We start from the raw sequence: 23,394 nt of genomic DNA, 5'->3' as shown, positions 1-23,394 counted from the left end.
GAATAATGAGACGGTTACGGAATTACCATTTCAGATCAGTTGGTGTAAAGCTGTTCGTTATTTTGTTCTGTACCATAGTGCTGCTAACCTCCGTATTGGGTTTGACTTCATATTATGCAGCCAAAGGAATTATTACGGATGAGGTAGCCACTGCATCCTCACAATCTGCGCTGCAGGCGGCAGATAAACTTGATTTTCTACTTGCTGAATATGAGGCACTTTCCAGGCAATTTGCAGTAGATCCCGTATTGAAGGCCGATATGGAGGCTGTTAATAGTTCTGGAGCTACTACGGTGGCGAAGACAGCGGCCGAAGATCGGATACGCAGAAAGCTGGATTCGGTAAAAGGTTCGGATGAGCGCCTGTTCGGCATCCGGCTGGTAGCCAAGAGTCTGGTCGATGCCGAGTCTTATAAATCAACAGGCACGAGTTCGGTGCGCAGTGATGAGGGCGTTCTCGATAGAATGAAGCAAATTACAGCTGCCAAGGGGAATCCGGTTTGGTTCCCGGTCCGCCCCAAGGGCTTCTTTGATGCGTATAGCGAATCCTCGCTCACCATGGGCAGACTGTTGCGGAATATCCAGCATCCTGATGCGGAGTATTATATGCTGATCGAGATCAAAGGGAAGGCGCTGACCGATGTGCTGTCCAATTTGCATATTGGACTTGCGGGTGAGATTCGTATTCTTTCTCCCGACGGAGATATCGTCTATGGAGATGATGATGCTCTGCTCGGCCAGTCCTCATTTATCCAGATTGGAGCAGAGCAGTCCAAGCAGGAGAATCATTCCTTCACAGCCACTGATGAGCATGGCGACTCTCAGCTCGTAGTGTATCAGCCGCTGTCAATTGCGAAATGGACATTGATGGGTTATGCTCCGGTCAGTGATTTCACTGCAGCTGCAGGGAAACTTCTGTACATAACGTTATCGGTGGTGCTTGCGGCAGCCGTAATAGCGGTATTTATCGGGTACATGCTGGTGCGCTTAATCGGCCGTCCGCTCGGCAAGTTGGCTGAATTGATGGAAGAGGGAGAGAAGGGCAATCTTCAGGTACGTACCCGCTTCAAAAGCCAGGATGAGATCGGGCGGCTCGGCCAGAGCTTTAACAATATGATGGAGCAGATCTCACGGCTTGCTGCACAGAGCAACAGTTCAGCGGAAGAGGTGCTGGCTACTTCAGAGCAATTGGTTGCTGCCTCGGGGACAACCTCACTGCATGCCAGAGAGGTTGCAATGGCCACTGGCGAGATTGCCCAGGGAGCAGTCACTTTGGCAGCAGAGGCAGAGAATAGCAACCGTAATGTGGAAATTATGGGTGGCAAGATGAATGAAGTTGCCGAAATGAATACAGTGCTGGATTCCTCGGCAGAGTCGGTCATAACTGTCAGTAATCAAGGCACTGAGTTAATGAAGCTATTGGTGAAGCAAAGTGAGTCTACGATGGATATGATGAACCTTATTCAAGAGAATTCCACCAAGCTGCGAGAAAGTACGCATCTAATTCGCAGCATTCTGCACCCGATGATTGCCGTGAACAAGCAGACAAACATCCTAGCGCTTAATGCTTCAATCGAAGCGGTTAGAGCAGGTGTGGCCGGCAGAGGGTTTATTGTGATTGCTGATGAAATCCGCCAGCTTGCCAACCAATCCAATCAGTCCATCGAGTCCGTTTCCAAGATTACAGAGGAGATCGGCCGGAATATTGAAGATACAGCCAAGGTTGTTAATGAGGCAGCACCGCTGTTCCGCGAGCAAATCTCCTCCGTACGGGAGTCTTCAACGATATTTGAAAGTGTCAAAAAGGAGATGGAGCTTTTCATCGGACACATTGGACACTCCTCTGCTTCGATACTTGAACTGATAGAGTTCCAGCAGCGTTTGGGTGAATCGATGGCCAGCGTCAGTTCAGTTGTGCAACAAACCAATGCTTCAACGCAGGAAGTAGCCTCTATGTCCTCACAGCAATTTATTGTCAGCGAGGAACTGGTAGTCCTATCCGCTAAGTTGGAAGGTTTGGCTGAAGACCTGAAGCAATCTCTCATATCTTTTCATGTGTAAAATACAGTTAACTGCTGGGCCTTCGCACTCCGTAGGGAAATCACGGAATGCGGAGGCCTGTTTGTGCTTTTTACAATCATGTTCCCTTGTCTGGCTCTCTCTTGAAGGCTACACTTGAGTTAATACAAGCTAGGAAAGGGGGAGAGGAGCTTGCCAAACATTAGCGGAAGCCTCTTTCAGCAGGCATTGCTGGATGCAGATTACAGTCCGCATTTTTTTGCCTACTACTATAAGCAATGGAATAATTACACGATGTCTTACCATCAGCACAACTCGACGGAAATTATGTATCTCATCTCAGGGAGCTGCGTCGTTGAAGTCAGATCAAACGTAGGGCATGAGCAGAACTACCGGCTGAAGCGAGGTGAGCTGATCATTCTGGATGCTAATGTCCCGCATAGGCTAATCGTGGAAGAGGGGATTCCCTGCCGGATGCTCAATGTGGAATTTGGATTTACGAAATATAAAGGGGTCGCTCCGTCCATCGGCAAGTTGGCCCAAGAAGAAAGAATGCTAGCCGAACTGCTGCAGACTCCCTTTACCAGTCTGGTGTTGACTGATCCAGAGGAGATCTATCACGTTCTGAAGGGACTGGTGCTTGAACTAGATCAGCGCGGGACTGACGGGGGAAGTATGGTTCATCTGTTGTTCTGTGAGCTACTGTTGCGGTTATCCAGACAGCGCTCGGAACAGCTGCATATGAGCCAACAGCCAACGCAGCTCTATGTGCGGCGAAGCATCGAATTTCTGCATCAGAATTATGATCAAAATATTCAGGTGAAGGATATCGCTGCAGCAGTCAACCTGCATTCCGGGTACTTGCACCGAATTTTCAAGACACATACCGGACGGACCCTGACCGATTATTTAACAATGCTGCGGATGGAGAAGGCTAAGATGCTGTTGGGCCAAAGTGATATCCCGATTGCCGAGATTGCTGATTATGTGGGCATTAATAGCCGACAATATTTCCATCTTCTTTTTAAAAAGTACACCGATTGCACTCCTGTAGAATACCGTCATTCCATCGAACGCCATTCCTGGAGTTACAGCCAGCAGGATATTCAAAAAGATAGTGAGGATATTTGACACGATTAATCCAAACTGGTCATGATATTGGTTACGCTTCCCCAAGCTCCCTTGCTACAATGGATGAGTACAATCCATTCATGACCGGAGGATGATATCGATGTCTTTTAAAGTAGTTTTTATCGGGGCGGGCAGCATTGGCTTTACGCGTGGATTGCTGCGTGACCTGCTGACAGTAAAGGAATTCCAAGAGATTGAAGTCTCGTTTATGGACATTAACAGCCATAATCTGGAGATGGTCACTGAGCTATGCCAGCGGGATATTCAAGAGAATGGCCTAAATATAAAGATTCAGCCGACAACTAACCGCAGAGAAGCGCTGAAGGATGCCAAGTACGTATTTTGTACCATCCGTCTGGGCGGACTTGAGGCTTTCGCTACTGATGTGGACATTCCGCTGAAGTATGGTGTGGATCAGTGTGTAGGCGACACCCTTTGTGCCGGAGGCATTATGTACGGGCAGCGCGGAATTGCCGAGATGCTGGACATTTGTCGTGACATTAGAGAGATGGCTTCGCCTGATGTATTGCTGCTTAATTATTCGAATCCGATGGCTATGCTGACCTGGGCTTGCAATAAATATGGCGGTGTGCGGACGATTGGACTCTGTCATGGAGTCCAGCATGGGCATCAGCAGATTGCCGATGTCTATGGATTGAACAAAGCCGAAGTGGATATTATCTGTGCGGGGATTAATCATCAGACCTGGTATATTTCAGCGAAGCATCAGGGCAAGGATCTGACGGCAGGCTTGCTCGAAGCTTTTGAGAAGCACCCCGAATTCAGTCGTACGGAAAAGGTGCGCATCGATATGCTGCGTCGTTTTGGGTATTACAGCACAGAATCGAACGGTCATCTAAGCGAATATGTACCATGGTACCGCAAACGCAGCGCCGAGATTATGGACTGGATTGACCTGGGAAGCTGGATTAACGGAGAAACGGGTGGGTATTTACGGGTTTGTACAGAAGGCCGTAATTGGTTCGAGACCGATTTTCCGAACTGGATGCAAGACCCGGCGCTGGAGTATACTGCGGAGAATCGTGGTGAAGAACACGGCTCTTTTATTATAGAAGGTTTAGAAACAGGCAGAGTCTACAGAGGCCATTTTAACGTGGTGAACAATGGTGTAATTGCCAACCTGCCGGATGATGCGATTATTGAAGCTCCGGGTTATGTGGACCATAATGGGATTTCCATGGCACTCGTGGGAGAACTGCCGCTTGGGCTGGCCGCTGTGTGCAACGTTAGCATTTCTGTACAGCGCTTAGCCGTCGAGGCTGCTGTACATGGAGATGACTTACTGCTGCGCCAGGCCTTTATGATGGATCCACTCGTGGGTGCGGTATGTAATCCTAAGGAAATTTGGCAGATGGTTGACGAGATGCTCGTTGCCGGAGAGCATTGGCTGCCTCAATACGGGAAGGCAATTGCAGCAGCGAAAGTGCGGCTGGCCTCAGGGGAGCTTGTTCCGACCCTGACTAATAACGAAGGTGCAGCCCGTCTGAAGGTCAAGACGGTTGATGAAATGAAGCAGGACCGTGATGCAGCGAATAAAAATGCCGGAGAATCCGACAAGGGCAAGGACCGCGAAAAGGTTCAATAGGTATTGAATGTGCATTTGTCACAAAGTTTTATCGCAAAGAACCTCCACACCCTGCTGGGATGTGGAGGTTTTGCGTTTACGCTGTACCACTTTTTGCCGCGAAGAAGGTTTTGAGCGCCTGATATACTTCCTTTTTATCCTTGATGACATAATGCATGAACTGTTCATGCTTCAGATGGCGGTAGGCGGACATCAGAGTGCTGCTGCGGTTGTATTGGTTCACTTCGCCATAGCCGAACATGTTGCTTACTTTCAGCAGTTCTCCAATCAACTTGACGCAGCGTTCGTTGTCAGAAGTTAGGTTATCGCCATCGGAGAAGTGGAAAGGGTAGATGTTATACTGGGCAGGCGGATAGCGAGCGTCGATAATGTCCAATGCTTTCTGGTACGCCGAGGAGCAGATGGTGCCGCCGCTCTCGCCGCGGGTGAAGAAATCATGCTCACTGACCTCCTTGGCCTCCGTATGATGGGCAAGAAAAACAATCTCTACCTTCTCATACTGGCGGCGCAGAAAGCGGGTCATCCAGAAAAAGAAGCTGCGGGCGCAGTATTTTTCAAAAGATCCCATGGAGCCTGAAGTATCCATCATCGCAATAATAACGGCGTTGGAATGAGGAATGGTAATGTCATCCCATGTTTTGTAGCGCAAATCGTCGGGGCTGATGCTGTGAATGCCAGGCGTACCTTTACTAGAATTGCGCCGTAGATTTTCCAGCAAGGTACGCTTTTTGTCGATGTTGGACATCATGCCTTTTTTGCGAATATCGTTGAAGGTAATGGATTTGACCTCAATTTGTTCTTTATCCTTGGGTTTTAGATGAGGCAACTCCATATCCTGAAACAGAATGTCTTCCAGATCTTCCAGGTCAACTTCTGCTTCGACTGTATCCTGTCCGGGTTGATCACCGGCCTTATCTCCTTTGCCCGGTTGTGCTGATTGCGAATCCCGCCCGAGCACATCGCCAACCTGGCTGTCACCGTCTCCCTGACCCACATGCTTTTGTTTACGGTAGTTGTAAATGATCCGGTACTCATCCAGACTGCGAATCGGCACCTTGACGATTTGTTTGCCGTCAGACATGATAATGTTCTCTTCAGTAACCAAGTCAGGCAAATTATCCTTGATGGCTTCTCTGACCTTCTGCTGATGACGTTCCTGATCCTGATGGCCTTTGCGGTGAAGGGACCAGTCTTCTTTTGATACGACGAAGGAAAAAGGACCGGATGATTGCGACAGGATGACCACCTCCTATGGAATATAAATCGGTAGTTGTAACTAAAGTATATTCATGGGGAGGGGGGATATGTGAGAATGGAAGAAAGTATAAACTCCCTGAATGAATGTCCCCAAGTAATTCTTTTGCAACCTCATGCGTGGTTTAAACGTTTATAAGGATAAGCCAGTACGTTCTGAAAGTACCGTACCCCATTGGAGGAGGCAGTCAACATGAAACACCAACGTTCTTTATCTGCAATAGCAGCAGTCGCTGTATTTGGGCTGGTTTTGACCGCTTGCGGCGGGAACACTCCGGCAGCAGCACCCATAACAGCCACTGCTTCAGCTACTGCTACTAGTTCTCCGGCCCCTACAGAGAGTGCTATTATTGTATCTCCTTCTCCTGTAGCTACGGAGCCCCCTATTTCCGTCACGGCAGCGCCAAGCCTGTCCCCGAAAGACGAAGAGAAGGTAATAAAAGGTACAGGCAATTACGTGGGCCAAATTGATAATCATTCCGTCGAAATCAAAACTGCCGAAGGTGCAACTACCTTTGAGCTGGGAGCAGGTACTGAGAGCGCACTGGATTCCTTGAATACGGATGACCCCGTAACTTTTGAATATGTGGAAAAATCCGTGCCAGGCGATGCAACTGTCAAGCAACGGGTGCTCTCGAAGCTTATTCTTAACCGATAATAGTACAACATAAATAACCTCTCACTTTGTAAAATGGCAGCAGTATCAACCATTTATCAAAGGAGAGGTTATTTGTGGATTAGATTGTCTTAAACTGCCCCGGCGTTCACCAATACTGCAGCAACAAGCAGCATAAAGAGTAAAATAATAAGCCCGTTGATGATTGTGCCGATAATTCCAAATACTTTGCGACGCTTCCGCAGGGAAATACCGATAATACCGATGACTACCCCGATTACATTAAGGGCAGCAAGGACCAGAACGGATAGTCCCAAGAACATAAGACTTTGCGATGAATCGGTTGATAAATTACCTGCCTCATTCATGATGGAAGATGCCATTCCGCCTACAAGTAAGAAGGAAACAGCGTAGCCAAGAATCGTTACTACGCTGATGACGAAAGAAGCAATGCCTGGTCCTGAATGTTTAAAGTTCTGCTTCATCTCTTCATAGACGTAGGGTGGTTCGGGTGAATCTGATTTCGACAAAGAATCGTAGTCCATAAGCAGCACTCCTTGAGAGTAGAATGAATAGTTAATATTCACTTTTTCATATTGAGACTGTAAATGCAAGCTTTAGCCGGAAGAATTTGCAATTTATTACCCGGTCTGCTGGAAATAAGACCTGCCGATACGTTAAGATAGGAAAAGTCCAACATGAGGAGCTGTATAACATGCAACGAACATTTATGGCTTGGGGAGCATTACTGGCTATGCTGGGTGTAGCTATTGGTGCCTTTGGTGCACATATGCTGAAATCGATCATCAGTGAGGATTACATGCAGGTGTATGAGACTGGCGTGCATTATCAGATGATCCATGCGCTGGGACTGATTCTGATTGCACTTGTGGTGGGGCAGTGGGGAGAAAGCACACGATTGCGCTGGGCGGGTTGGCTTCTGTGCAGTGGTATCGTACTATTTTCTGGAAGCTTATATGTTCTGAGCATTACTGGTGTTAAGGTACTGGGAGCGATCACGCCGCTTGGGGGAGTATGCTTTATTGCCGGCTGGATTTTTCTGGTCGTGGAGGCATTCTCACGCAGAGCCGAGACCTAAGCCGGATATTGCACTTGTGAATAACTGCCCGAAAAAGAACAAGCACCCTATCCTTGGAATAAAAAGGAGGGTGCTTGTTTGCTTGTGTTCGCTTACAGAAATTCGTCGATCTCATTCAAGTTGAAGGTATAGACCTGTTTCTCATCCACATGATAAACACTCAGCGAGTTGGCAGCTTCATCAAAATTCAAAATACGGCAGGGCATGGACACTTGCTTGCCATGACGATTTGTTCTGAGGCGAACTAGTTGTTTATTTTGAATATATTCACGGATCTTACCATAGGCATCGGCTGGTGTTTCTATTACGCGCTGTGTTGGAGGTTGTTCTGCTTGCTGTTTGGAGTCTTTCATTGGTATTTTTAATGGATGGGCAGAAGCGGCTTCTTGCTTAATGACCAATTTGGCAGAGCGTAGAAGATTATCAATGGTTCTACCCAATTCAATACCTGAATTAATGTTGAAATCAGTTGTTTTGTCATTGCTGTTCAACATTTCAAGCAAATATTGCAATGCAAGCGGGTTGGTACGGGCATTAATCAGGATGTCGACGTTAAAGAGATAGTTGCCGTCTATGTTTTGTAGTTTTTTGTCCATAAATCCCCCAGCTTTTCGTTATAAACGACATTACAGATGTAAGAAAGTAGATAAACTATATCATTAAATTGGAAATAATCATATACCTGTAAATAAGCTATTAGTACTTGGGAACCATTTATCCTCGTAGGTATAGGTTTATAGTCCACACATTACCAGGAGGAGACGCATACACATACATCGAGAATCACGAAATTGGGAGGTGCTGGTATTGGTTACCATAGAACCTATTAAGGTAGGTGATCATACTCTGGTCGGTGTTGAGGTTAAGTTGCCGAAAACAACGCTGCTTACCATAAGCACAAGCCGCGGGTATATTATGTGTGGTGCATTGGATGTAGGACTGCTTAATGAGCAGCTCAGTGACCGACATATCATAGCTGCACGTGCTGTGGGGGTGCGTACATTGTCGCAGCTGCTGGCTGCCCCGATGGAGTCTGTTACTATAGAAGCGGAATGTCTTGGAATTGTCCCGGGTATGAGCGGCGTAGACGCGCTGCTTCGAATGCTGTAATTAGAAAAATTCAATATTTTGTAAAATGTAAGAGGCCTAAGGGCCTCTTTTTCATGAATATAAGAAAGCATAGGTGTAACAATATAATTTTTTGAACAGAGCATAATGCAGGGTATCTTAGTAGAAACTAGGATTGCCAACTTTTTGTTTCGTCTTAGTTCATGGAGGGTAAAATGAGTATAGACAACTCTAAGGCCGAACTGATAATAATACAGCCGGCTAAATTAAGGATAAGGAAGGGATAATTATTATGACTAAGGCATCTAACAAAGTAAATACTGCTTCTCTGGAGCAAGTTCTGAATCGTCAGGTCGCAAACTTGAATGTATTGTATGTTAAGATTCATAATTTCCACTGGTACGTTAAAGGTGAGCAATTCTTCTCCCTTCACGTAAAATTCGAAAATTTGTATGATGAAGTTACAGTCAAAATGGACGAGGTAGCCGAACGGCTGTTAAGCATCAAAGGCAGCCCCGCAGCCACTATGAAAGAATATTTGGAACTTTCCACGATTCAAGAAGCTACTGGTAAAGAAGACGCAAGGGGAATGGTTCAGAGTCTTATTGAAGACTTTGCAACGATCTCCGAGGAGTTGACCGAAGGCATTGAGCTTGCGGAACAAGTAACGGATCAGCCTACAGCAGATCTGTTCATCAAGACCCGTAGCGATTTCGAGAAACATCAATGGATGCTGCGTTCATTCTTGGGCTGAATAAATATTTTTCATGCAATAGCACTATATGTAGTCAATAAAGCCTCCCTAATACGGAGGCTTTATTTTTCTTTTTTCGTAAATTTCGCGTAAGATTGCCGCAGGAGATATAATCCTAATTAATTATCTTAATACGATATGCAATGGAGAGGAGTGCTTCCCTGTGATTACTAATCCTGTAGCTTTAAAAGAGTGGGCATCGGCCATAGATGCACTTATAGAAGGAAAACAAATTATGGTGCTTCGTAAAGGCGGAATTGAGGAGGAGACACGGCGGTTTGAGCTTAAGAGCCATTCTTTCTACTTATATCCAACCTTTGAGCATCAGCGCTCTGATCTGGTGAAGGAACAAGACCGCCACTATGTCGAACAATCTCTCGTCGCTTACCAACCCAATGCAGCAAAGATCAGACTGAACGCTTATGCCGAGGCTGTTGCAGATTTGGAAGTCCGTACTTTGGAGCAATTGGAGCTGCTCTACCCTTATCATATGTGGAGTCAAGGCTTGGCTAGCGAAAGATTACGCTGGAAAGCCACAGAACCATTGCATGTTCTGCTGCTTAGGGTCTATATATTGGAAGAGCCGCTGGAGATTAAGGTGCTTCCAGAATATTCTGGCTGCCGCTCATGGATAGAATTAACCTCTCTACCTGATGCTGGGGGATTTCGTCCGGTTCTCAGTGATGAAGAGTTCGAACGGCAAACTAATATTATAAAGTCTGCATTAGCAGAATAATCAGCCTGATAAAAGGATTTTATCGCTCTTGAAGTATTGAAATCTGCAAATAGATGTTTGTAAAAAAACATTGTTTGTTATAAAATTAGTGAGAATCATTGATAATCAACGAGTTTCAATTTATAATAATTACAATGTGATATAGAATCTAATTATGCTGGCATCAGGGACACCCTGTTAAAATACAGCTTTCTGATTTCGCAAATCGATCAATGGAGGGAATATTAATTATGGCCGCAGAATTTATCATTGAGGGACTGAAAGCATCGATTGAAGGAAAAGAAATTTTGAAGGGGATTAACCTTCAAATGAAAGGTGGCGAAGTTCACGCCATCATGGGACCAAACGGTACAGGTAAGAGTACTTTGGCTTCTGCCCTAATGGGCCATCCGAAGTATGAAGTTACGGAAGGTACAGCTACGCTGGAAGGCGAAAATCTACTGGAGATGGCTGTTGACGAACGTGCACGTGCGGGTCTTTTTCTGGCGATGCAATATCCAAGTGAAATTTCCGGGGTCACGAACTCCGACTTCCTGCGCAGTGCTATTAATTCCCGCCGTGAAGAGGGAAGCGAAATTTCGCTGATCCGCTTTATCCGACAGATGGAAGCCAAGATGAAGGAACTTGATATGAACCCTGAGTTCCTGCACCGTTACTTAAATGAAGGTTTCTCCGGCGGAGAGAAGAAGCGTAATGAGATTCTACAAATGATGATGCTGGACCCCAAAATCGTTATTTTGGACGAGATTGACTCCGGCCTTGATATTGATGCATTAAAGATTGTTGCTGAGGGTGTCAACTCTATGCGTAGTGAAGGTCGCGGTTTCTTGGTGATTACCCATTACCAACGCCTTTTGAACTATGTTACCCCTGATTTTGTACATGTCATGATGCAGGGCAGAATCGTGAAATCCGGTGGTCCAGAGCTTGCACAGCGTCTGGAAGCAGATGGCTACGAGTGGATTAAAGAGGAACTCGGAATCGAAGACGAAACTGTAGGACAGGAAGCATAGAGACGCCAGGGAAGGAGGAGACCACTTATGACGACACAAACCATTCTTCCAGTGGACGCTGAGCACTTAAGCGAATTATCGCAGAGAAGCGGCGAACCGGGCTGGCTGAAAGAAAGTCGCTTGAAAGCACTGGAATTGGCAGCTAGCCTTACACTGCCTCGACTAGAAAAGACGAAACTTGATCGTTGGAATTTAAATACCTATGGAACCTACAAGGCAAGTCAGGCCTTCACAGCACTGAATGAAGCACCTGCTTCCATTGCTGCTCTAATTAAGGATCAAGAGGCAGGAAGCTTAATTATTCAACGTAACTCGGAAGTTGTATATACAAGATTAGCCCCTGAGCTTGCAGAGCAAGGCGTTATTTTCACGGATTTGCAGACTGCGGTTAAAAAGCATGGTGATCTGGTGCGGCGTTATTTGCATAAGGCTGTACAGCCGGATGAGCATTCTATTGCAGCACTTCATGCTGCATTGTGGAGTGGGGGAGTCTTCCTCTACGTTCCGAAGAATGTCATTGTCAGCACACCAATACAGGCAGTTCTGTTAACAGACGATGCAGAAGCCGTATTTGTTCCACATATTCTAATTGTTGCAGAAGCGAATAGCTCTGTAACTTATGTTGACAACTATGTATCCGACAAAACAGAAGCCGGGCTGCACAATGGTGCGGTAGAAGTTTTTGTAGGGGCTGGTGCCAAAGTTCAATTCGCTTCCGTACATCAGCTGGGTGAGGACACGACAGACGTGACTTACCGCCGTGCAGTTGTGGAGAACGATGGAATGATCGACTGGATTGTCGGTGAGATGAACTACGGCAATACAGCGAGTGATACGAAGTCAGTGCTTAAAGGCAACGGTTCTTCTTCCAATGCCAAAGTAATCGCAGTTGGTTCTGGAGCACAGAAGCTTAATTACACTACACAGGCGCAGCATTTTGGCAGAAATACACCAAGTAATATGATCACACGTGCGGTTATGCGTGATTCCGCTACTTCCATTATCAACGGCATCACCAAAATCGAGAAAGGCGCAACCCGTGCAGACGGCCAGCAGACTGAAAAAGTACTCATGCTGAGTCCAAAAGCTCGCGGAGATGCTAATCCGATTCTGCTTATTGACGAAGATGATGTTACAGCAGGCCACGCTGCTTCCGTAGGGCAGGTCAATCCTGAGCAAGTCTATTACTTGATGTCACGAGGAATTTCCAAGCATGATGCGGAAACACTTGTCATTTACGGCTTCCTGGCTCCCGTTGTGTCACAAATTCCACTTGAGGGACTGCGCAAACAGCTCCAATCTCTGGTGGAAAGGAAGTTAGGCCAATGATCAGCAGTTCTATCCGGGAGCAATTTCCCATATTGAATCAGAATATCAACGGACATCCGCTGGTCTATCTGGATAATGCCGCTACTTCGCAGAAGCCGCGGCAGGTGATTGAGGCTGTTAAGTCGTATTACGAGTGGGATAACGCTAATGTACACCGTGGTGTTCATACGCTGGGCAGCCGGGCAACGGATGCTTATGAGGGAGCACGGGAGAAGCTGGCTAAGTTCATAAACGCCCGCAGTACTCAGGAAATCATTTTTACGCGTGGGACAACAACCGCTTTGAATATTGTAGCTTCTTCTTACGGCCCTTCAGTGGTCGGTGAGGGCGACGAGATCGTCATTACACAGATGGAGCATCACAGCAATCTTATTCCGTGGCAGCAGCTAGCCAAGAAGACTGGCGCGACCTTGAAATATATACCTCTTCAACCGGACGGAACGATCCTACTAGTGGATGCCGAGAAGACGATTACGGATCAAACCAAAATCGTGGCTATTGCTTATGTATCGAATGTAATGGGAGTCACTCATCCAGTTAAGGAACTTGCTGCTATTGCTCATCGTCATGGGGCAATCATCGTTGTGGATGGCGCACAAAGCACCCCACATATGAAGGTGGATGTGCAGGACCTTGATTGTGACTTCTATGCACTATCGGGACATAAGATGCTCGCTCCAACCGGTATTGGCGCTCTCTACGGCAAGAAGGCGTTGCTTGAGGCTATGGAACCTGTAGAGTTCGGCGGAGAGATGATTGACGATGTCGGTCTCTATGAGTCTACCTGGAAAGAGCTTCCCTGGAAATTCGAGGGAGGTACACCCATTATTGCTGGTGCTGTCGGACTCGGAGCAGCTATTGATTTCCTGCAGGAGATTGGATTGGATGAAATTCATCGTCACGAGACCAAACTTGCAGCATACGCTGAGCACCGACTATCTGAAATCAGTGGACTGAGCCTTTATGGTCCACGTAACCGTGAAGTTGGCGTAATAACCTTCAATTTGGGTGATGTTCATCCCCATGATGTGGCTACGGTATTGGATGCTGAAGGCATTGCGATCCGTGCCGGTCATCATTGCTGTCAGCCACTGATGCGCTGGCTGGAAGTAAGCTCAACGGCGCGGGCCAGCTTTTATCTGTATAACAACGAGAGTGAAATAGATCTGCTGGTCGCTGCCTTAATCAAGACAAAGGAGTATTTCGCTTATGAACTTGGATGATTTGTATAGACGCGTAATTATGGATCATTATAAAAATCCCCGGAATCGTGGTTCATTCGACGATGATGCCCTGAAGATCGAACTGAATAACCCGACCTGTGGCGATCGCATTACGCTGCAGCTCAAAGTAGAGGATGGAATCGTCAAGGATGCCCGTTATAGCGGTGAAGGCTGCTCGATCAGCATGTCGTCGGCTTCCATGATGACAGAAGCAGTCAAAGGCAAAACCGTAAAGGAAGCACTTGACTTTGCTGAGCATTTCTCTTCTATGATGAAGGGTGAGACTGTAGACTTCGGAGATTATGAGGATATTGAGGCTCTTTCCGGTGTTAATAAATTTCCGGCGCGGATCAAATGTGCCACACTGGCATGGAACGCGCTTCGTAAAGGAATAGATATAGAACAGCAACACAAATAACATCAGAAACAAGGAGGCTGACACCATGGCTAAGAAAGCGCCTGAAATGGAGGAATACCAATACGGGTTCCGTGATGAGCACAAGTCGATATTCCAGTCTGGTAAAGGATTGACGGCCGAAATTGTTAGAGAAATTTCTGCAATCAAGAACGAACCTCAGTGGATGCTGGATTTCCGTCTGAAATCCCTGGAGCAGTTCCGGAAGATGCCGATGCCTAATTGGGGCGGCAACATGGACGATCTGGATTTCGAGGACATTCAGTATTATGTGCGAGCATCCGAGAAACAAGGAAAAACTTGGGAAGAAGTACCTTCCGAGATCAAGGAAACGTTTGATAAACTGGGTATCCCTGAGGCGGAACAGAAGTTCCTAGCTGGCGTCTCGGCTCAATATGAGTCCGAGGTTGTATACCACAGCATGCAAAAGTCTCTGGAAGATCAAGGGGTTATCTTCACGGATACAGATACTGCACTGCGTGAATATCCGGAATTGTTCCGCAAATATTTTGCAACCATCATCCCTCCGGCTGATAATAAATTTGCTGCATTGAACAGCGCGGTCTGGTCAGGCGGAAGCTTCATATACGTTCCTAAGGGTGTTAAATGTGAGGTGCCTTTGCAGGCTTACTTCCGTATCAACTCCGAGAACATGGGCCAATTCGAGCGTACCCTGATTCTTGCTGACGAAGATAGCTTCGTACATTATGTAGAGGGCTGTACAGCTCCAATCTACAGCACGAATTCCCTGCATAGTGCAGTTGTTGAGATCCTGTGTATGAAGAACGCGCGTGTACGTTATACTACGATTCAGAACTGGGCACCAAACATCTACAACCTCGTTACCAAACGTGCAGTTGCCGAAGAGAACGCAACGATGGAATGGGTCGATGGCAACATTGGCTCCAAGCTGACCATGAAGTACCCGGCAGTTGTGCTTAAGGGCCGTGGAGCTAAGGGATCAGTGCTTTCCATCGCGGTAGCAGGTAAAGGCCAGCATCAGGATGCGGGTGCTAAGATGATTCATCTGGCTCCTGATACCACTTCTACAATTGTGTCGAAGTCGATCAGCAAACATGGTGGTAAAGTTACTTACCGTGGACTTGCTTCCTTTGGCCGCAATGCGGATGGTGCCAAGTCGAATATTAAATGCGATACGCTCATTATGGATAATCTATCCACTTCGGATACGATCCCTTACAATGAGATCATGAACGATAACATTACGCTTGAGCATGAAGCAACGGTCTCCAAGGTTTCTGAAGAGCAGTTGTTTTATCTGATGAGCCGTGGCCTGACAGATGCCGAAGCAACGCAAATGATCGTAATGGGCTTCATTGAACCCTTCACCAAAGAGCTGCCGATGGAATACGCAGTAGAAATGAATCGTCTGATCAAGATGGAGATGGAAGGTAGTATCGGTTAATCATATACAAATAATACCTATAAAAGCGTGTCCGAATTCTGGATACGCTTTTTGTTTTGCTATTTTCCAAAATAAAAAGATCGTTAAATAGAATATTATAGGAATAAATCCGTAAAAAGGGCAGATTTAGCTTGGGGAGATATCAGCAAATTAGTACCTAAGTATAATTCATCAGCATTTACGAGTAATAAGGAGCAATTAAAGATATATACGTCTATTTCCCCTGCCTTAAGTGGGCTTTTTCCGATAAACCGATGAAAATGGTCCATTCTCCGCTTTGCCGCATTAAATTATGGATGATAAACTGCTTAAAGTCACTAAAATGAAAGCGCTAAAAAGGATAGCTTACGATGTAAGCTATGCTGTATCAGACGAGATCAATGCTTGCGAAGCTAGCCCTTCGTAAAGCTTAAGTCAATGCTTACGAAGCGAGTCCTTCGTAAAGCTTAAGTCAATGCTTACGAAGTGAGCTTTACTTCGTAAAGCTTATAGGAGGAGAGATATGGAAGTTCTCAGGCAACTGCGGGGCTTTTACCGGGAAAAGCTGCATTTTTTGATTCTTTCAATTGTATGCTTGGCCGCGGCAACTGCAGTGGGGCTGATTACCCCGAACTTGTTAAGAAGGTTGATCGATGATGTGATTGTACCCATGAAGTTCACAGAGGTGCCAGTATTGGCACTCAGTGTACTGGCTGTAGTATTCGTAAAAGCGTGTCTGCAATTTGCACACGGATTTTTTGGCGGGCGGCTAGGCAACTTTCTCGCCTACCGGTTGCGCAATGCCTGCTATGAGAAGTTGCAGTTTCTGTCTTTCCGTTATTATGATACGGCCAAGACAGGTGACTTGATGTCCCGGCTGACCGGGGATCTGGAAGCGATTCGTTTATTTATTGGTTTTGGCTTTGCCCAGCTACTGAACGTATTTTTTATGGTGTTCTTTGGTTCTATCATGATGTTCACGATCAATTGGAAGCTAACACTGGTGACTTTGATAACCATGCCATTTTTGGCGGCTGTAGCTTTTCGATTCGAGTCCAAGATTCATCCGGCCTTTCAGGAGATGCGGCTTGCACTGAGCTCGCTCACCACGGCTGTTCAGGAGAATGTAACCGGTGTACGGACCGTCAAATCGTTCGCCAGAGAGGCCTACGAGGTAGAAAAGTTCTCACACCGTAACGAACGCTATAAGAATAACCAAATTTTTGCCGCTGAGCTATGGAGTAAATATTTCCCGGTCATGGAGCTGTTGGCTTCAGTCAGTGTGGCGATTCTGCTGGGGGTAGGCGGAACGCTGGTCATTAATCATGAAATGTCGCTTGGTGAACTGGTTGCCTTCTTCAGCTTGATCTGGTATATTATCGGGCCCGTATGGGGCCTCGGCTTCCATATTAATAACTACACACAGTCCAAGGCTTCAGGTGAACGTGTGCTTCAGGTGCTTAACCAGCAGATTGATGTGAAGGATCAAGAAACTGCCCGTGAACTTATCGCTTCAGAAGTCAAAGGAGATGTGGTATTTAATCACGTAACCTTCGCTTATGGCAACAAAATGCCAGCGGTTACAGATATTCATTTTGAAGCAGCCTCAGGTGCAGTCATCGGGTTCCTCGGGGGAACAGGTTCCGGTAAGTCAACGATTACACAGCTGATGATGCGCGCCTATGACGTTAATGAAGGGAGTATCTCGCTGGATGGTGTTGATATCAGGGAATACAATGTTCGCAGCCTGCGTTCGCAAATTGCAACTGTGTTTCAGGAAACCTTTCTGTTCTCTTCCTCTATCCGCAATAATATATCCTACGGTCTGAAGAATGTGACGATGGAAGAGATCATCCGAGCTGCAGAATTAGCAAAAGCACATGAGTTCATTATGGAGATGCCGGAGGGGTACGAAACAGTTGTAGGCGAACGCGGAATGGGTCTTTCCGGCGGACAGAAGCAGCGGATTGCGATCGCTAGAGCTCTGCTGAAGAACCCGCGGATTCTTATTCTCGATGATGCGACCAGCGCTGTTGATATGGAGACGGAGCATGAGATTCAAGCGGGCTTTCAAGAGGTTATGCGAGGACGCACAACACTTATTATTGCCCACCGGATCTCCTCGTTGCGTCATGCCGATCTGATTATTGTTATGAATGAAGGACGGATGATTCAGCGAGGTACACATAAAGAGCTTATCGAGGTGCACGGTCCCTATCAAGATGTCTACCGGATTCAATACGCTGATTATTTGGCAAGAGATACCGGAAGAAAGGGGGAGTGAGGCCGTATGAAACTTGAAGCTAATCAAAATATAGCCAGGGGTTCAAAGAAGAAGAAGACGCAAGCAGAAATTCTTGATGAGCGTTTTGTATATAAAGATGACGATCTGATTGACAAGGCGTTTGACTGGAAGCAGTTCACCAGATTATTCGGATATATGAAGCCATATGCGAGGCAGATGCTTCCGCTCGTATCGATCATGATGATTCTCGGGACGATTACTAAGCTGACTGTTCCCTTCCTGACGAGTCTCGCCATAGACAAGGCGATTGCTCCCAAGGACGGACACCCAAGTCTGACCCTTCTTTACACGCTTACGGCTAGTGTCGTTGTTTTATATTTAATTCAATGGATCGCTGGTGTTTACCGGATTAAGTATACCAATGTGATCGGACAAAGAGTCATTTATGATCTGCGCTCGGACTTGTTCAGACATATTCAGAAGCTGTCGTTCAACTTCTTCGATAAACGTCCGGCAGGCTCAGTATTAGTACGGGTAACGAATGATATCAACTCTCTGCAGGATCTGTTTACGAACGGGGTCGTCAATTTGATGATCGACTGTGTCCAGCTGCTTGGAATTATGGTTATTTTGCTGCTGATTAACTGGAAGTTGGGCCTTGCCGTGATGATTACCGTACCGGTCATGTTCCTAGTCTCGACTAAGCTGCGCCAGAAGATCCGGCTGGCCTGGCAGGATGTGCGGATGAAGAATTCCAGAATCAATTCACATCTAAATGAATCGATTCAGGGGATTAGAGTTACGCAGGCGTATACGCAGGAACAGGAAAATATGAATTATTTCGATGCAATGAATACAGATAGCCGGAAATCCTGGAATAAGGCTTCAGCGATGAACCAAGCGTTTGGTCCAATTATTGAGATCACAGGCGGCTTCGGAACCATGATTCTGTTCTGGTATGGAGCTCATCTTATTGAATCAGGTGAACTCACCATAGGCTTTCTCGTCGCTTTCAGTACGTATGTCAGTAATTTCTGGGACCCTATTAACCGTTTGGGGCAGATGTATAATCAGCTGCTGGTAGCAATGGCTTCCTCGGAACGGATCTTTGAGTATTTGGATGAGCAGCCATCAGTTCAAGATAAGCCTGGAGCCAAACCACTGCCAACGATTCGCGGCGACATCAATTTTGATCAGGTTGTGTTCGAATATGAAAAGGGGCGTGCAGCTTTAAAGGGTATTAGTCTGGACGTCAAGGCGGGGCAATCGATCGCGCTTGTCGGTCATACGGGTTCCGGAAAAAGTACTATCATTAACCTGATTAGTCGATTTTATGATATTACGGCCGGACGAATTACCATTGATGGCATTGATATCCGTGAGGTGACGTTGGAAAGTCTGCGCACGCAAGTCAGTATCGTTTTGCAGGATACCTTTATTTTCTCGGGAACGATTCGGGATAATATCCGTTTTGGGCGACTCGATGCCACCGACAAGGAAGTGGAGGAAGCCGCTAAAGCGGTGGACGCACATGACTTCATCACCAAACTTCCCGGAGGTTATGAGACGGAGGTTGAAGAGCGCGGCAGTGCGTTGTCCATGGGACAACGGCAGCTTCTCTCCTTTGCCCGGGCACTGCTGGCCAATCCACGGATTCTGATCCTGGATGAAGCGACAGCGAGTATTGATACGGAGACGGAGCTGAAGATTCAGGATGCGCTCAAAATCTTGCTGCAAGGACGAACTTCATTTATCGTCGCTCACCGACTATCAACCATTCGGCATGCCGACAAAATTGTTGTTCTGGATCATGGTGAGATCAAAGAAGAAGGAACCCATCGTGAACTGACCTCCCATGACGGTGTGTATAACGGTCTGATTGAAGCGCAGTTCAGGTTTCTATAATGAATAGGTAGTTCAAACGCAGTAGCCCCTTCCCTTTGCAAAAGCAATAGTGGAAGCGGGCTGCTGTTATTTCATTTCAAGCAACTAAGGAGCTTCTTTACTTGCGGCGTCTGGACACTCTGCCTGTTGCGCGTAATTCAAACAGCTGTGCATCAATATCGAGCTGCCATTCGGCATCTTCAGTGCGAACGGCCAGAAGCAATTCATTATTTAGGCGTGCCAGCTCCCAGCAATACATGGCATTTACCTGCAAACACTGCTGCTGCTCGACTTCTTCGGTTGTAGTAAGCTGGCGTTGGCGGCTTAGGATAAATAGTTCAGCAAGACGCTCATGAACGGGTAGCATAGGGATCAGCCTCTTTTTTCGATAATGTACAGCTGGGCTGTTGTTGATTTCATGCACTGATCAGTCTATCCCAATGTTCAAGAGGTTAAACCTTGGAAAGATCAAAAACGTTTATATCAAGTAATCCTTCATCGGCGAATAAAAATATTGTAATCGCTTAATTTTATGCTACAATAATATTAATACAGGATTGTGACCGCTAACGTGGGCAATGCCTAAGCTGATTCGAGTATCATTTTCTAAATGATATTGGGATCAACTTAGGCTTTTTTTGTACAAAGTATGATGCAGGAGGTGAATATAGATGATTATCGAGAAGGTCCTCAATAACAATGTCTTGTTGACCAAGAACCAAAAGGGTAAGGAAGTCATTGTCATGGGGAGAGGGATATCCTTTAACAAGGTAGTGGGCGACTACGTCGATCCAGACAAGGTAGATAAAATTTTTCTGCTGAATGAGAACGAGTTCACGGCCAAGCTAACCGAGCTTTTGAATGATATCCCTGTGGCCCATTTGGAATTGGCGAATGAAATTGTTACTTATGCAAATGATGTTCTAGGGACTGAGTTAAGTGATAATATTTATTTGACCTTGACCGACCATATCCATTTTGCTGTTCAACGTTACGAAAAAGGCATCGTGCTCAAAAATGCGATGTTGTTCGAAATTAAACGCTTCTATCGGAAAGAATTCTCTATTGGGATGGATGCGCTCAAATTTATCCAGAACACTACGGGGCTTTCGCTCGGAGAAGATGAGGCTGGCTTTATTGCGCTGCATCTGGTAAATGCCAGGATGGACGGCAATGAAATGAAATCCACCGTAAAAATGACGGAAATTGTCCAGAACATTTTAAACATTGTAACTTATCATTACAGTGTGGTTTTGGATGAGAGTACGCTTAACTATTCACGCTTTTTGACCCATTTGCAGTACTTTGCCATGAGAGTGCTGCACAAGGAGAGCAATAATAGCGGTGAGGAGTTTCTCTATAATCAAGTGAAGATTACCTATGTAAAAGCGTATGAATGTGCGAAGAAGATCAATGAGTATCTAGAGAAATCCTATGGACAGTCCTTAAGCAAGGATGAGTATGTCTATCTCACTATTCATATCCAGCGGGTGACCGAACGCAACTCCATATAACAGCATATTTTCATCAATCTACAGGGTGTTACTGGTAAGGCAGGCAAAACCTGAACTGATGGCAAAATCGACGTTACTTGACGTTCATTTTACCGTGAGTTCAGGTTTTTCTTGAAATATAAGGGCAGTGTAGTTGAATGCTAGCGCATCTTATAACTGCTGCAACCTATTCACAGCTTTCAATGAATGTAGAGGAGAGACATAAATATGAGCAGCAAAGAACTATCGAAGGAAATTATCTCGCTGGTTGGTGGTGAAGATAATGTTAAATCAGTCTTTCATTGTGCGACCCGCTTAAGATTTAGATTAAAGGATACCAGCAAGGCAAATAAAATAGCGTTAGAGAAAACCCCTGGGGTAATAACTGTCGTAGAGAACAGCGGCCAGTTTCAAGTCGTTATTGGAAATAATGTAGGATCAGTATTTGACCAAATTATGAAAGAGACCAACTTGCAGGATGCCGACAAAGACAATGATAAAGCAGATGCTTCGGATAGTACGAACTTTTTAGGCAAAGCAGTTGATATTATTTCCAGCATATTCTCGCCAATTCTAGGTGCATTAGCAGGTGCAGGAGTACTCAAAGGATTGTTAGCTTTGTGCCTGTCTCTGAATTGGATTGCGGGTACTAGCGGAACTTACCTGATCTTAAATGCAGCATCAGACAGTGTGTTCTACTTTCTACCTGTTCTGTTGGCGATTACAGCGGCCCGGAAATTCCAGACTAATCAATTTGTATCCGTTGCGGTAGCGGGGGCGTTAATCTATCCGTCGATTATTGCTGCAGTTGGCAGTACAGATTCATTGGGCTTTCTCGGGATACCTATTATTCTTGTGAATTATTCCTCTAGTGTAATCCCGATCATCTTGGCGGTTTGGGTGCAATCCTATATTGAGAAATGGTTTCGTTCCTTTATTCATGAATCGGTTAGAAATATACTTGTGCCCATGTTCGCGTTGCTGATTGTTATTCCTTTGACATTCCTGGCCTTCGGTCCTGTAGGTTCCCTGATTAGTGATGGTTTGGCCTCAGGCTATACCTGGTTATATAATCTTAGTCCGCTGGTGGCGGGTGCAATTGCAGGGGCGTTCTGGCAGGTTTTTGTAATCTTTGGCGTTCATTGGGGTTTTGTCCCGATCATGCTGAGCAATATAGCCAGTCTGGGCTACGATACGATGCTGCCTATCCTGTCCGCAGCAGTTATTGCTCAAGCGGGTGCAGTATTCGGGGTATTCTTGAAATCGAAAAACCCACAAATGAAAGCTTTAGCAGGTTCATCAACCCTGGCGGCGGTGTTTGGTATCACAGAGCCAACGATTTATGGAGTAACGCTTAAATTGAAAAAACCATTTATCTATGCCTGTGTTTCTGGCGCAATAGGAGGCGCTATTATAGCTGTTGGCGGAGCAAGAGCTTTGGCGTTCTCCCTGCCAGGTCTGCTGGCCTTGCCGACTTATTTCGGAACCGGATTTGTGTGGGTGGTGGTCGGTTTAGTCGTGGCCTTTGTACTTGCACTTCTGCTTGTGTTTGTCTTGGGTTTTGATGATCCGACTGTTGCCAGTCCAGAGCAAACCCCTGAAGTTCCAACTTATACAGCAGACAGTTTAATTGAAAAAGAAGTAATTGTTAGCCCCTTGACGGGCATCCTTCAATCGCTAGAGTCTTTGCCAGATGAAGCCTTTGCCTCAGGGGCAATGGGTAAAGGGATTGTGATTGAACCCTCTTCCGGCAGATTGACTTCACCCGTAAACGGAACTATTACGACGATCTTTCCAACAGGACATGCAATCGGTATCACTTCCGATGAAGGGGCTGAACTCTTAATCCACGTTGGCGTCAATACTGTGAAGCTAAAGGGTAAGTTCTTCGAGAAACGGGTAAAAGAAGGAGATCAGGTGAAGCAAGGACAGTTGCTGTTGGAATTTGATGTAGAAGCGATCAAGGCAGCAGGATTCGTAACGGCTACGCCTATTATAGTAACCAATTCGGCTAATTATTTGGATGTCCTCAAAAGTGCTAAGACGAATGTGGAAAATGGGGAATACCTATTAACAGTGGTTAATTAGTTAGCTAAGGATACATC

General features: G+C 46.0%; 21 protein-coding genes. 17 read left to right on the top strand and 4 right to left on the bottom strand.

Features of this window, described 5'->3' with window-relative positions:
* The first annotated feature begins 5 nt into the window (after window positions 1–5).
* The 3 genes from GJB61_RS08810 (at window position 6) to melA (ending at window position 4,755) form a co-directional block, all read left to right on the top strand.
* Complete coding sequence (locus GJB61_RS08810; protein WP_154118067.1) at window positions 6–2,060, top strand: methyl-accepting chemotaxis protein; 2,055 nt, start codon at window positions 6–8, stop codon at window positions 2,058–2,060.
* 159 nt (window positions 2,061–2,219) lie between these two features.
* On the top strand, window positions 2,220–3,149 hold the full coding sequence (locus tag GJB61_RS08805; RefSeq protein ID WP_338115729.1) for an AraC family transcriptional regulator: 930 nt from the start codon (window positions 2,220–2,222) through the stop codon (window positions 3,147–3,149).
* A 100-nt stretch (window positions 3,150–3,249) separates the two neighbouring features.
* A complete protein-coding gene (gene melA / locus GJB61_RS08800; protein WP_154118065.1) occupies window positions 3,250–4,755 on the top strand; it encodes an alpha-glucosidase/alpha-galactosidase in 1,506 nt (501 codons plus the stop codon).
* Window positions 4,756–4,831: 76 nt separating this feature from the next.
* Here melA and yhbH read toward each other — a convergent pair whose 3' ends face one another.
* A complete protein-coding gene (yhbH, locus tag GJB61_RS08795) occupies window positions 4,832–5,992 on the bottom strand; it encodes a sporulation protein YhbH (RefSeq protein WP_154118204.1) in 1,161 nt (386 codons plus the stop codon).
* A 210-nt stretch (window positions 5,993–6,202) separates the two neighbouring features.
* Here yhbH and GJB61_RS08790 point away from each other — a divergent pair, with 210 nt between their 5' ends.
* Window positions 6,203–6,667 (top strand): hypothetical protein, encoded by a 465-nt coding sequence (locus tag GJB61_RS08790; protein ID WP_154118064.1) that lies wholly within the window; start codon window positions 6,203–6,205, stop codon window positions 6,665–6,667.
* Window positions 6,668–6,756: 89 nt separating this feature from the next.
* On the opposite strand, the gene GJB61_RS08785 is transcribed toward GJB61_RS08790, so the two are convergent.
* A complete protein-coding gene (locus tag GJB61_RS08785; RefSeq protein ID WP_154118063.1) occupies window positions 6,757–7,170 on the bottom strand; it encodes a hypothetical protein in 414 nt (137 codons plus the stop codon).
* 170 nt (window positions 7,171–7,340) lie between these two features.
* Between GJB61_RS08785 and GJB61_RS08780 the strand changes: the two genes are divergently transcribed.
* Window positions 7,341–7,724: a DUF423 domain-containing protein gene (locus GJB61_RS08780; protein WP_154118062.1), complete on the top strand. Its 384-nt coding sequence runs from the start codon at window positions 7,341–7,343 to the stop codon at window positions 7,722–7,724.
* Window positions 7,725–7,816: 92 nt separating this feature from the next.
* Here the strand turns inward: GJB61_RS08780 and GJB61_RS08775 are convergent, their stop codons facing one another.
* Window positions 7,817–8,320, bottom strand: a complete 504-nt coding sequence (locus tag GJB61_RS08775; protein WP_154118061.1) for a hypothetical protein — start codon at window positions 8,318–8,320, stop codon at window positions 7,817–7,819.
* Window positions 8,321–8,531: 211 nt separating this feature from the next.
* Between GJB61_RS08775 and GJB61_RS08770 the strand changes: the two genes are divergently transcribed.
* The 10 genes from GJB61_RS08770 (at window position 8,532) to GJB61_RS08725 (ending at window position 19,817) form a co-directional block, all read left to right on the top strand.
* Window positions 8,532–8,834: a YunC family protein gene (locus tag GJB61_RS08770; protein WP_154118060.1), complete on the top strand. Its 303-nt coding sequence runs from the start codon at window positions 8,532–8,534 to the stop codon at window positions 8,832–8,834.
* Window positions 8,835–9,084: 250 nt separating this feature from the next.
* Window positions 9,085–9,546 (top strand): Dps family protein, encoded by a 462-nt coding sequence (locus GJB61_RS08765; RefSeq protein WP_154118059.1) that lies wholly within the window; start codon window positions 9,085–9,087, stop codon window positions 9,544–9,546.
* Window positions 9,547–9,709: 163 nt separating this feature from the next.
* Window positions 9,710–10,282, top strand: coding sequence for a DUF1802 family protein (locus GJB61_RS08760; protein ID WP_338115717.1), 573 nt, complete (start codon window positions 9,710–9,712; stop codon window positions 10,280–10,282).
* Window positions 10,283–10,512: 230 nt separating this feature from the next.
* A complete protein-coding gene (gene sufC / locus GJB61_RS08755; protein WP_154118058.1) occupies window positions 10,513–11,295 on the top strand; it encodes a Fe-S cluster assembly ATPase SufC in 783 nt (260 codons plus the stop codon).
* 27 nt (window positions 11,296–11,322) lie between these two features.
* On the top strand, window positions 11,323–12,624 hold the full coding sequence (gene sufD, locus GJB61_RS08750) for a Fe-S cluster assembly protein SufD (protein WP_154118057.1): 1,302 nt from the start codon (window positions 11,323–11,325) through the stop codon (window positions 12,622–12,624).
* The gene (locus GJB61_RS08745) at window positions 12,621–13,847 is read left to right on the top strand and encodes a cysteine desulfurase (protein WP_154118056.1); all 1,227 of its coding nucleotides are present in this window, start codon (window positions 12,621–12,623) and stop codon (window positions 13,845–13,847) included. The genes sufD and GJB61_RS08745 overlap by 4 nt, the downstream gene beginning before the upstream one ends.
* Complete coding sequence (gene sufU / locus GJB61_RS08740; protein WP_154118055.1) at window positions 13,834–14,265, top strand: Fe-S cluster assembly sulfur transfer protein SufU; 432 nt, start codon at window positions 13,834–13,836, stop codon at window positions 14,263–14,265. The genes GJB61_RS08745 and sufU overlap by 14 nt, the downstream gene beginning before the upstream one ends.
* A gap of 25 nt (window positions 14,266–14,290) precedes the next feature.
* On the top strand, window positions 14,291–15,688 hold the full coding sequence (sufB, locus tag GJB61_RS08735; RefSeq protein WP_154118054.1) for a Fe-S cluster assembly protein SufB: 1,398 nt from the start codon (window positions 14,291–14,293) through the stop codon (window positions 15,686–15,688).
* Window positions 15,689–16,190: 502 nt separating this feature from the next.
* On the top strand, window positions 16,191–17,951 hold the full coding sequence (locus tag GJB61_RS08730; protein WP_154118053.1) for an ABC transporter ATP-binding protein: 1,761 nt from the start codon (window positions 16,191–16,193) through the stop codon (window positions 17,949–17,951).
* Window positions 17,952–17,957: 6 nt separating this feature from the next.
* Entirely contained in the window at window positions 17,958–19,817 is a 1,860-nt protein-coding gene (locus GJB61_RS08725; RefSeq protein WP_154118052.1) for an ABC transporter ATP-binding protein, read from the top strand.
* Window positions 19,818–19,914: 97 nt separating this feature from the next.
* Here GJB61_RS08725 and GJB61_RS08720 read toward each other — a convergent pair whose 3' ends face one another.
* Complete coding sequence (locus GJB61_RS08720) at window positions 19,915–20,163, bottom strand: DUF7667 family protein (protein ID WP_154118051.1); 249 nt, start codon at window positions 20,161–20,163, stop codon at window positions 19,915–19,917.
* A 304-nt stretch (window positions 20,164–20,467) separates the two neighbouring features.
* Here GJB61_RS08720 and licT point away from each other — a divergent pair, with 304 nt between their 5' ends.
* Both licT and GJB61_RS08710 read left to right on the top strand, forming a co-directional pair.
* Window positions 20,468–21,310: a BglG family transcription antiterminator LicT gene (gene licT / locus GJB61_RS08715; RefSeq protein WP_154118050.1), complete on the top strand. Its 843-nt coding sequence runs from the start codon at window positions 20,468–20,470 to the stop codon at window positions 21,308–21,310.
* Between the two features lie 207 nt (window positions 21,311–21,517).
* Complete coding sequence (locus tag GJB61_RS08710) at window positions 21,518–23,377, top strand: beta-glucoside-specific PTS transporter subunit IIABC (RefSeq protein WP_154118049.1); 1,860 nt, start codon at window positions 21,518–21,520, stop codon at window positions 23,375–23,377.
* Window positions 23,378–23,394 lie beyond the last annotated feature (17 nt).

It is taken from the genome of Paenibacillus monticola, assembly GCF_009664975.1.
Taxonomy (GTDB): domain Bacteria; phylum Bacillota; class Bacilli; order Paenibacillales; family Paenibacillaceae; genus Paenibacillus_AQ; species Paenibacillus_AQ monticola.
This window is presented reverse-complemented; position numbering and strand designations above follow the sequence as displayed.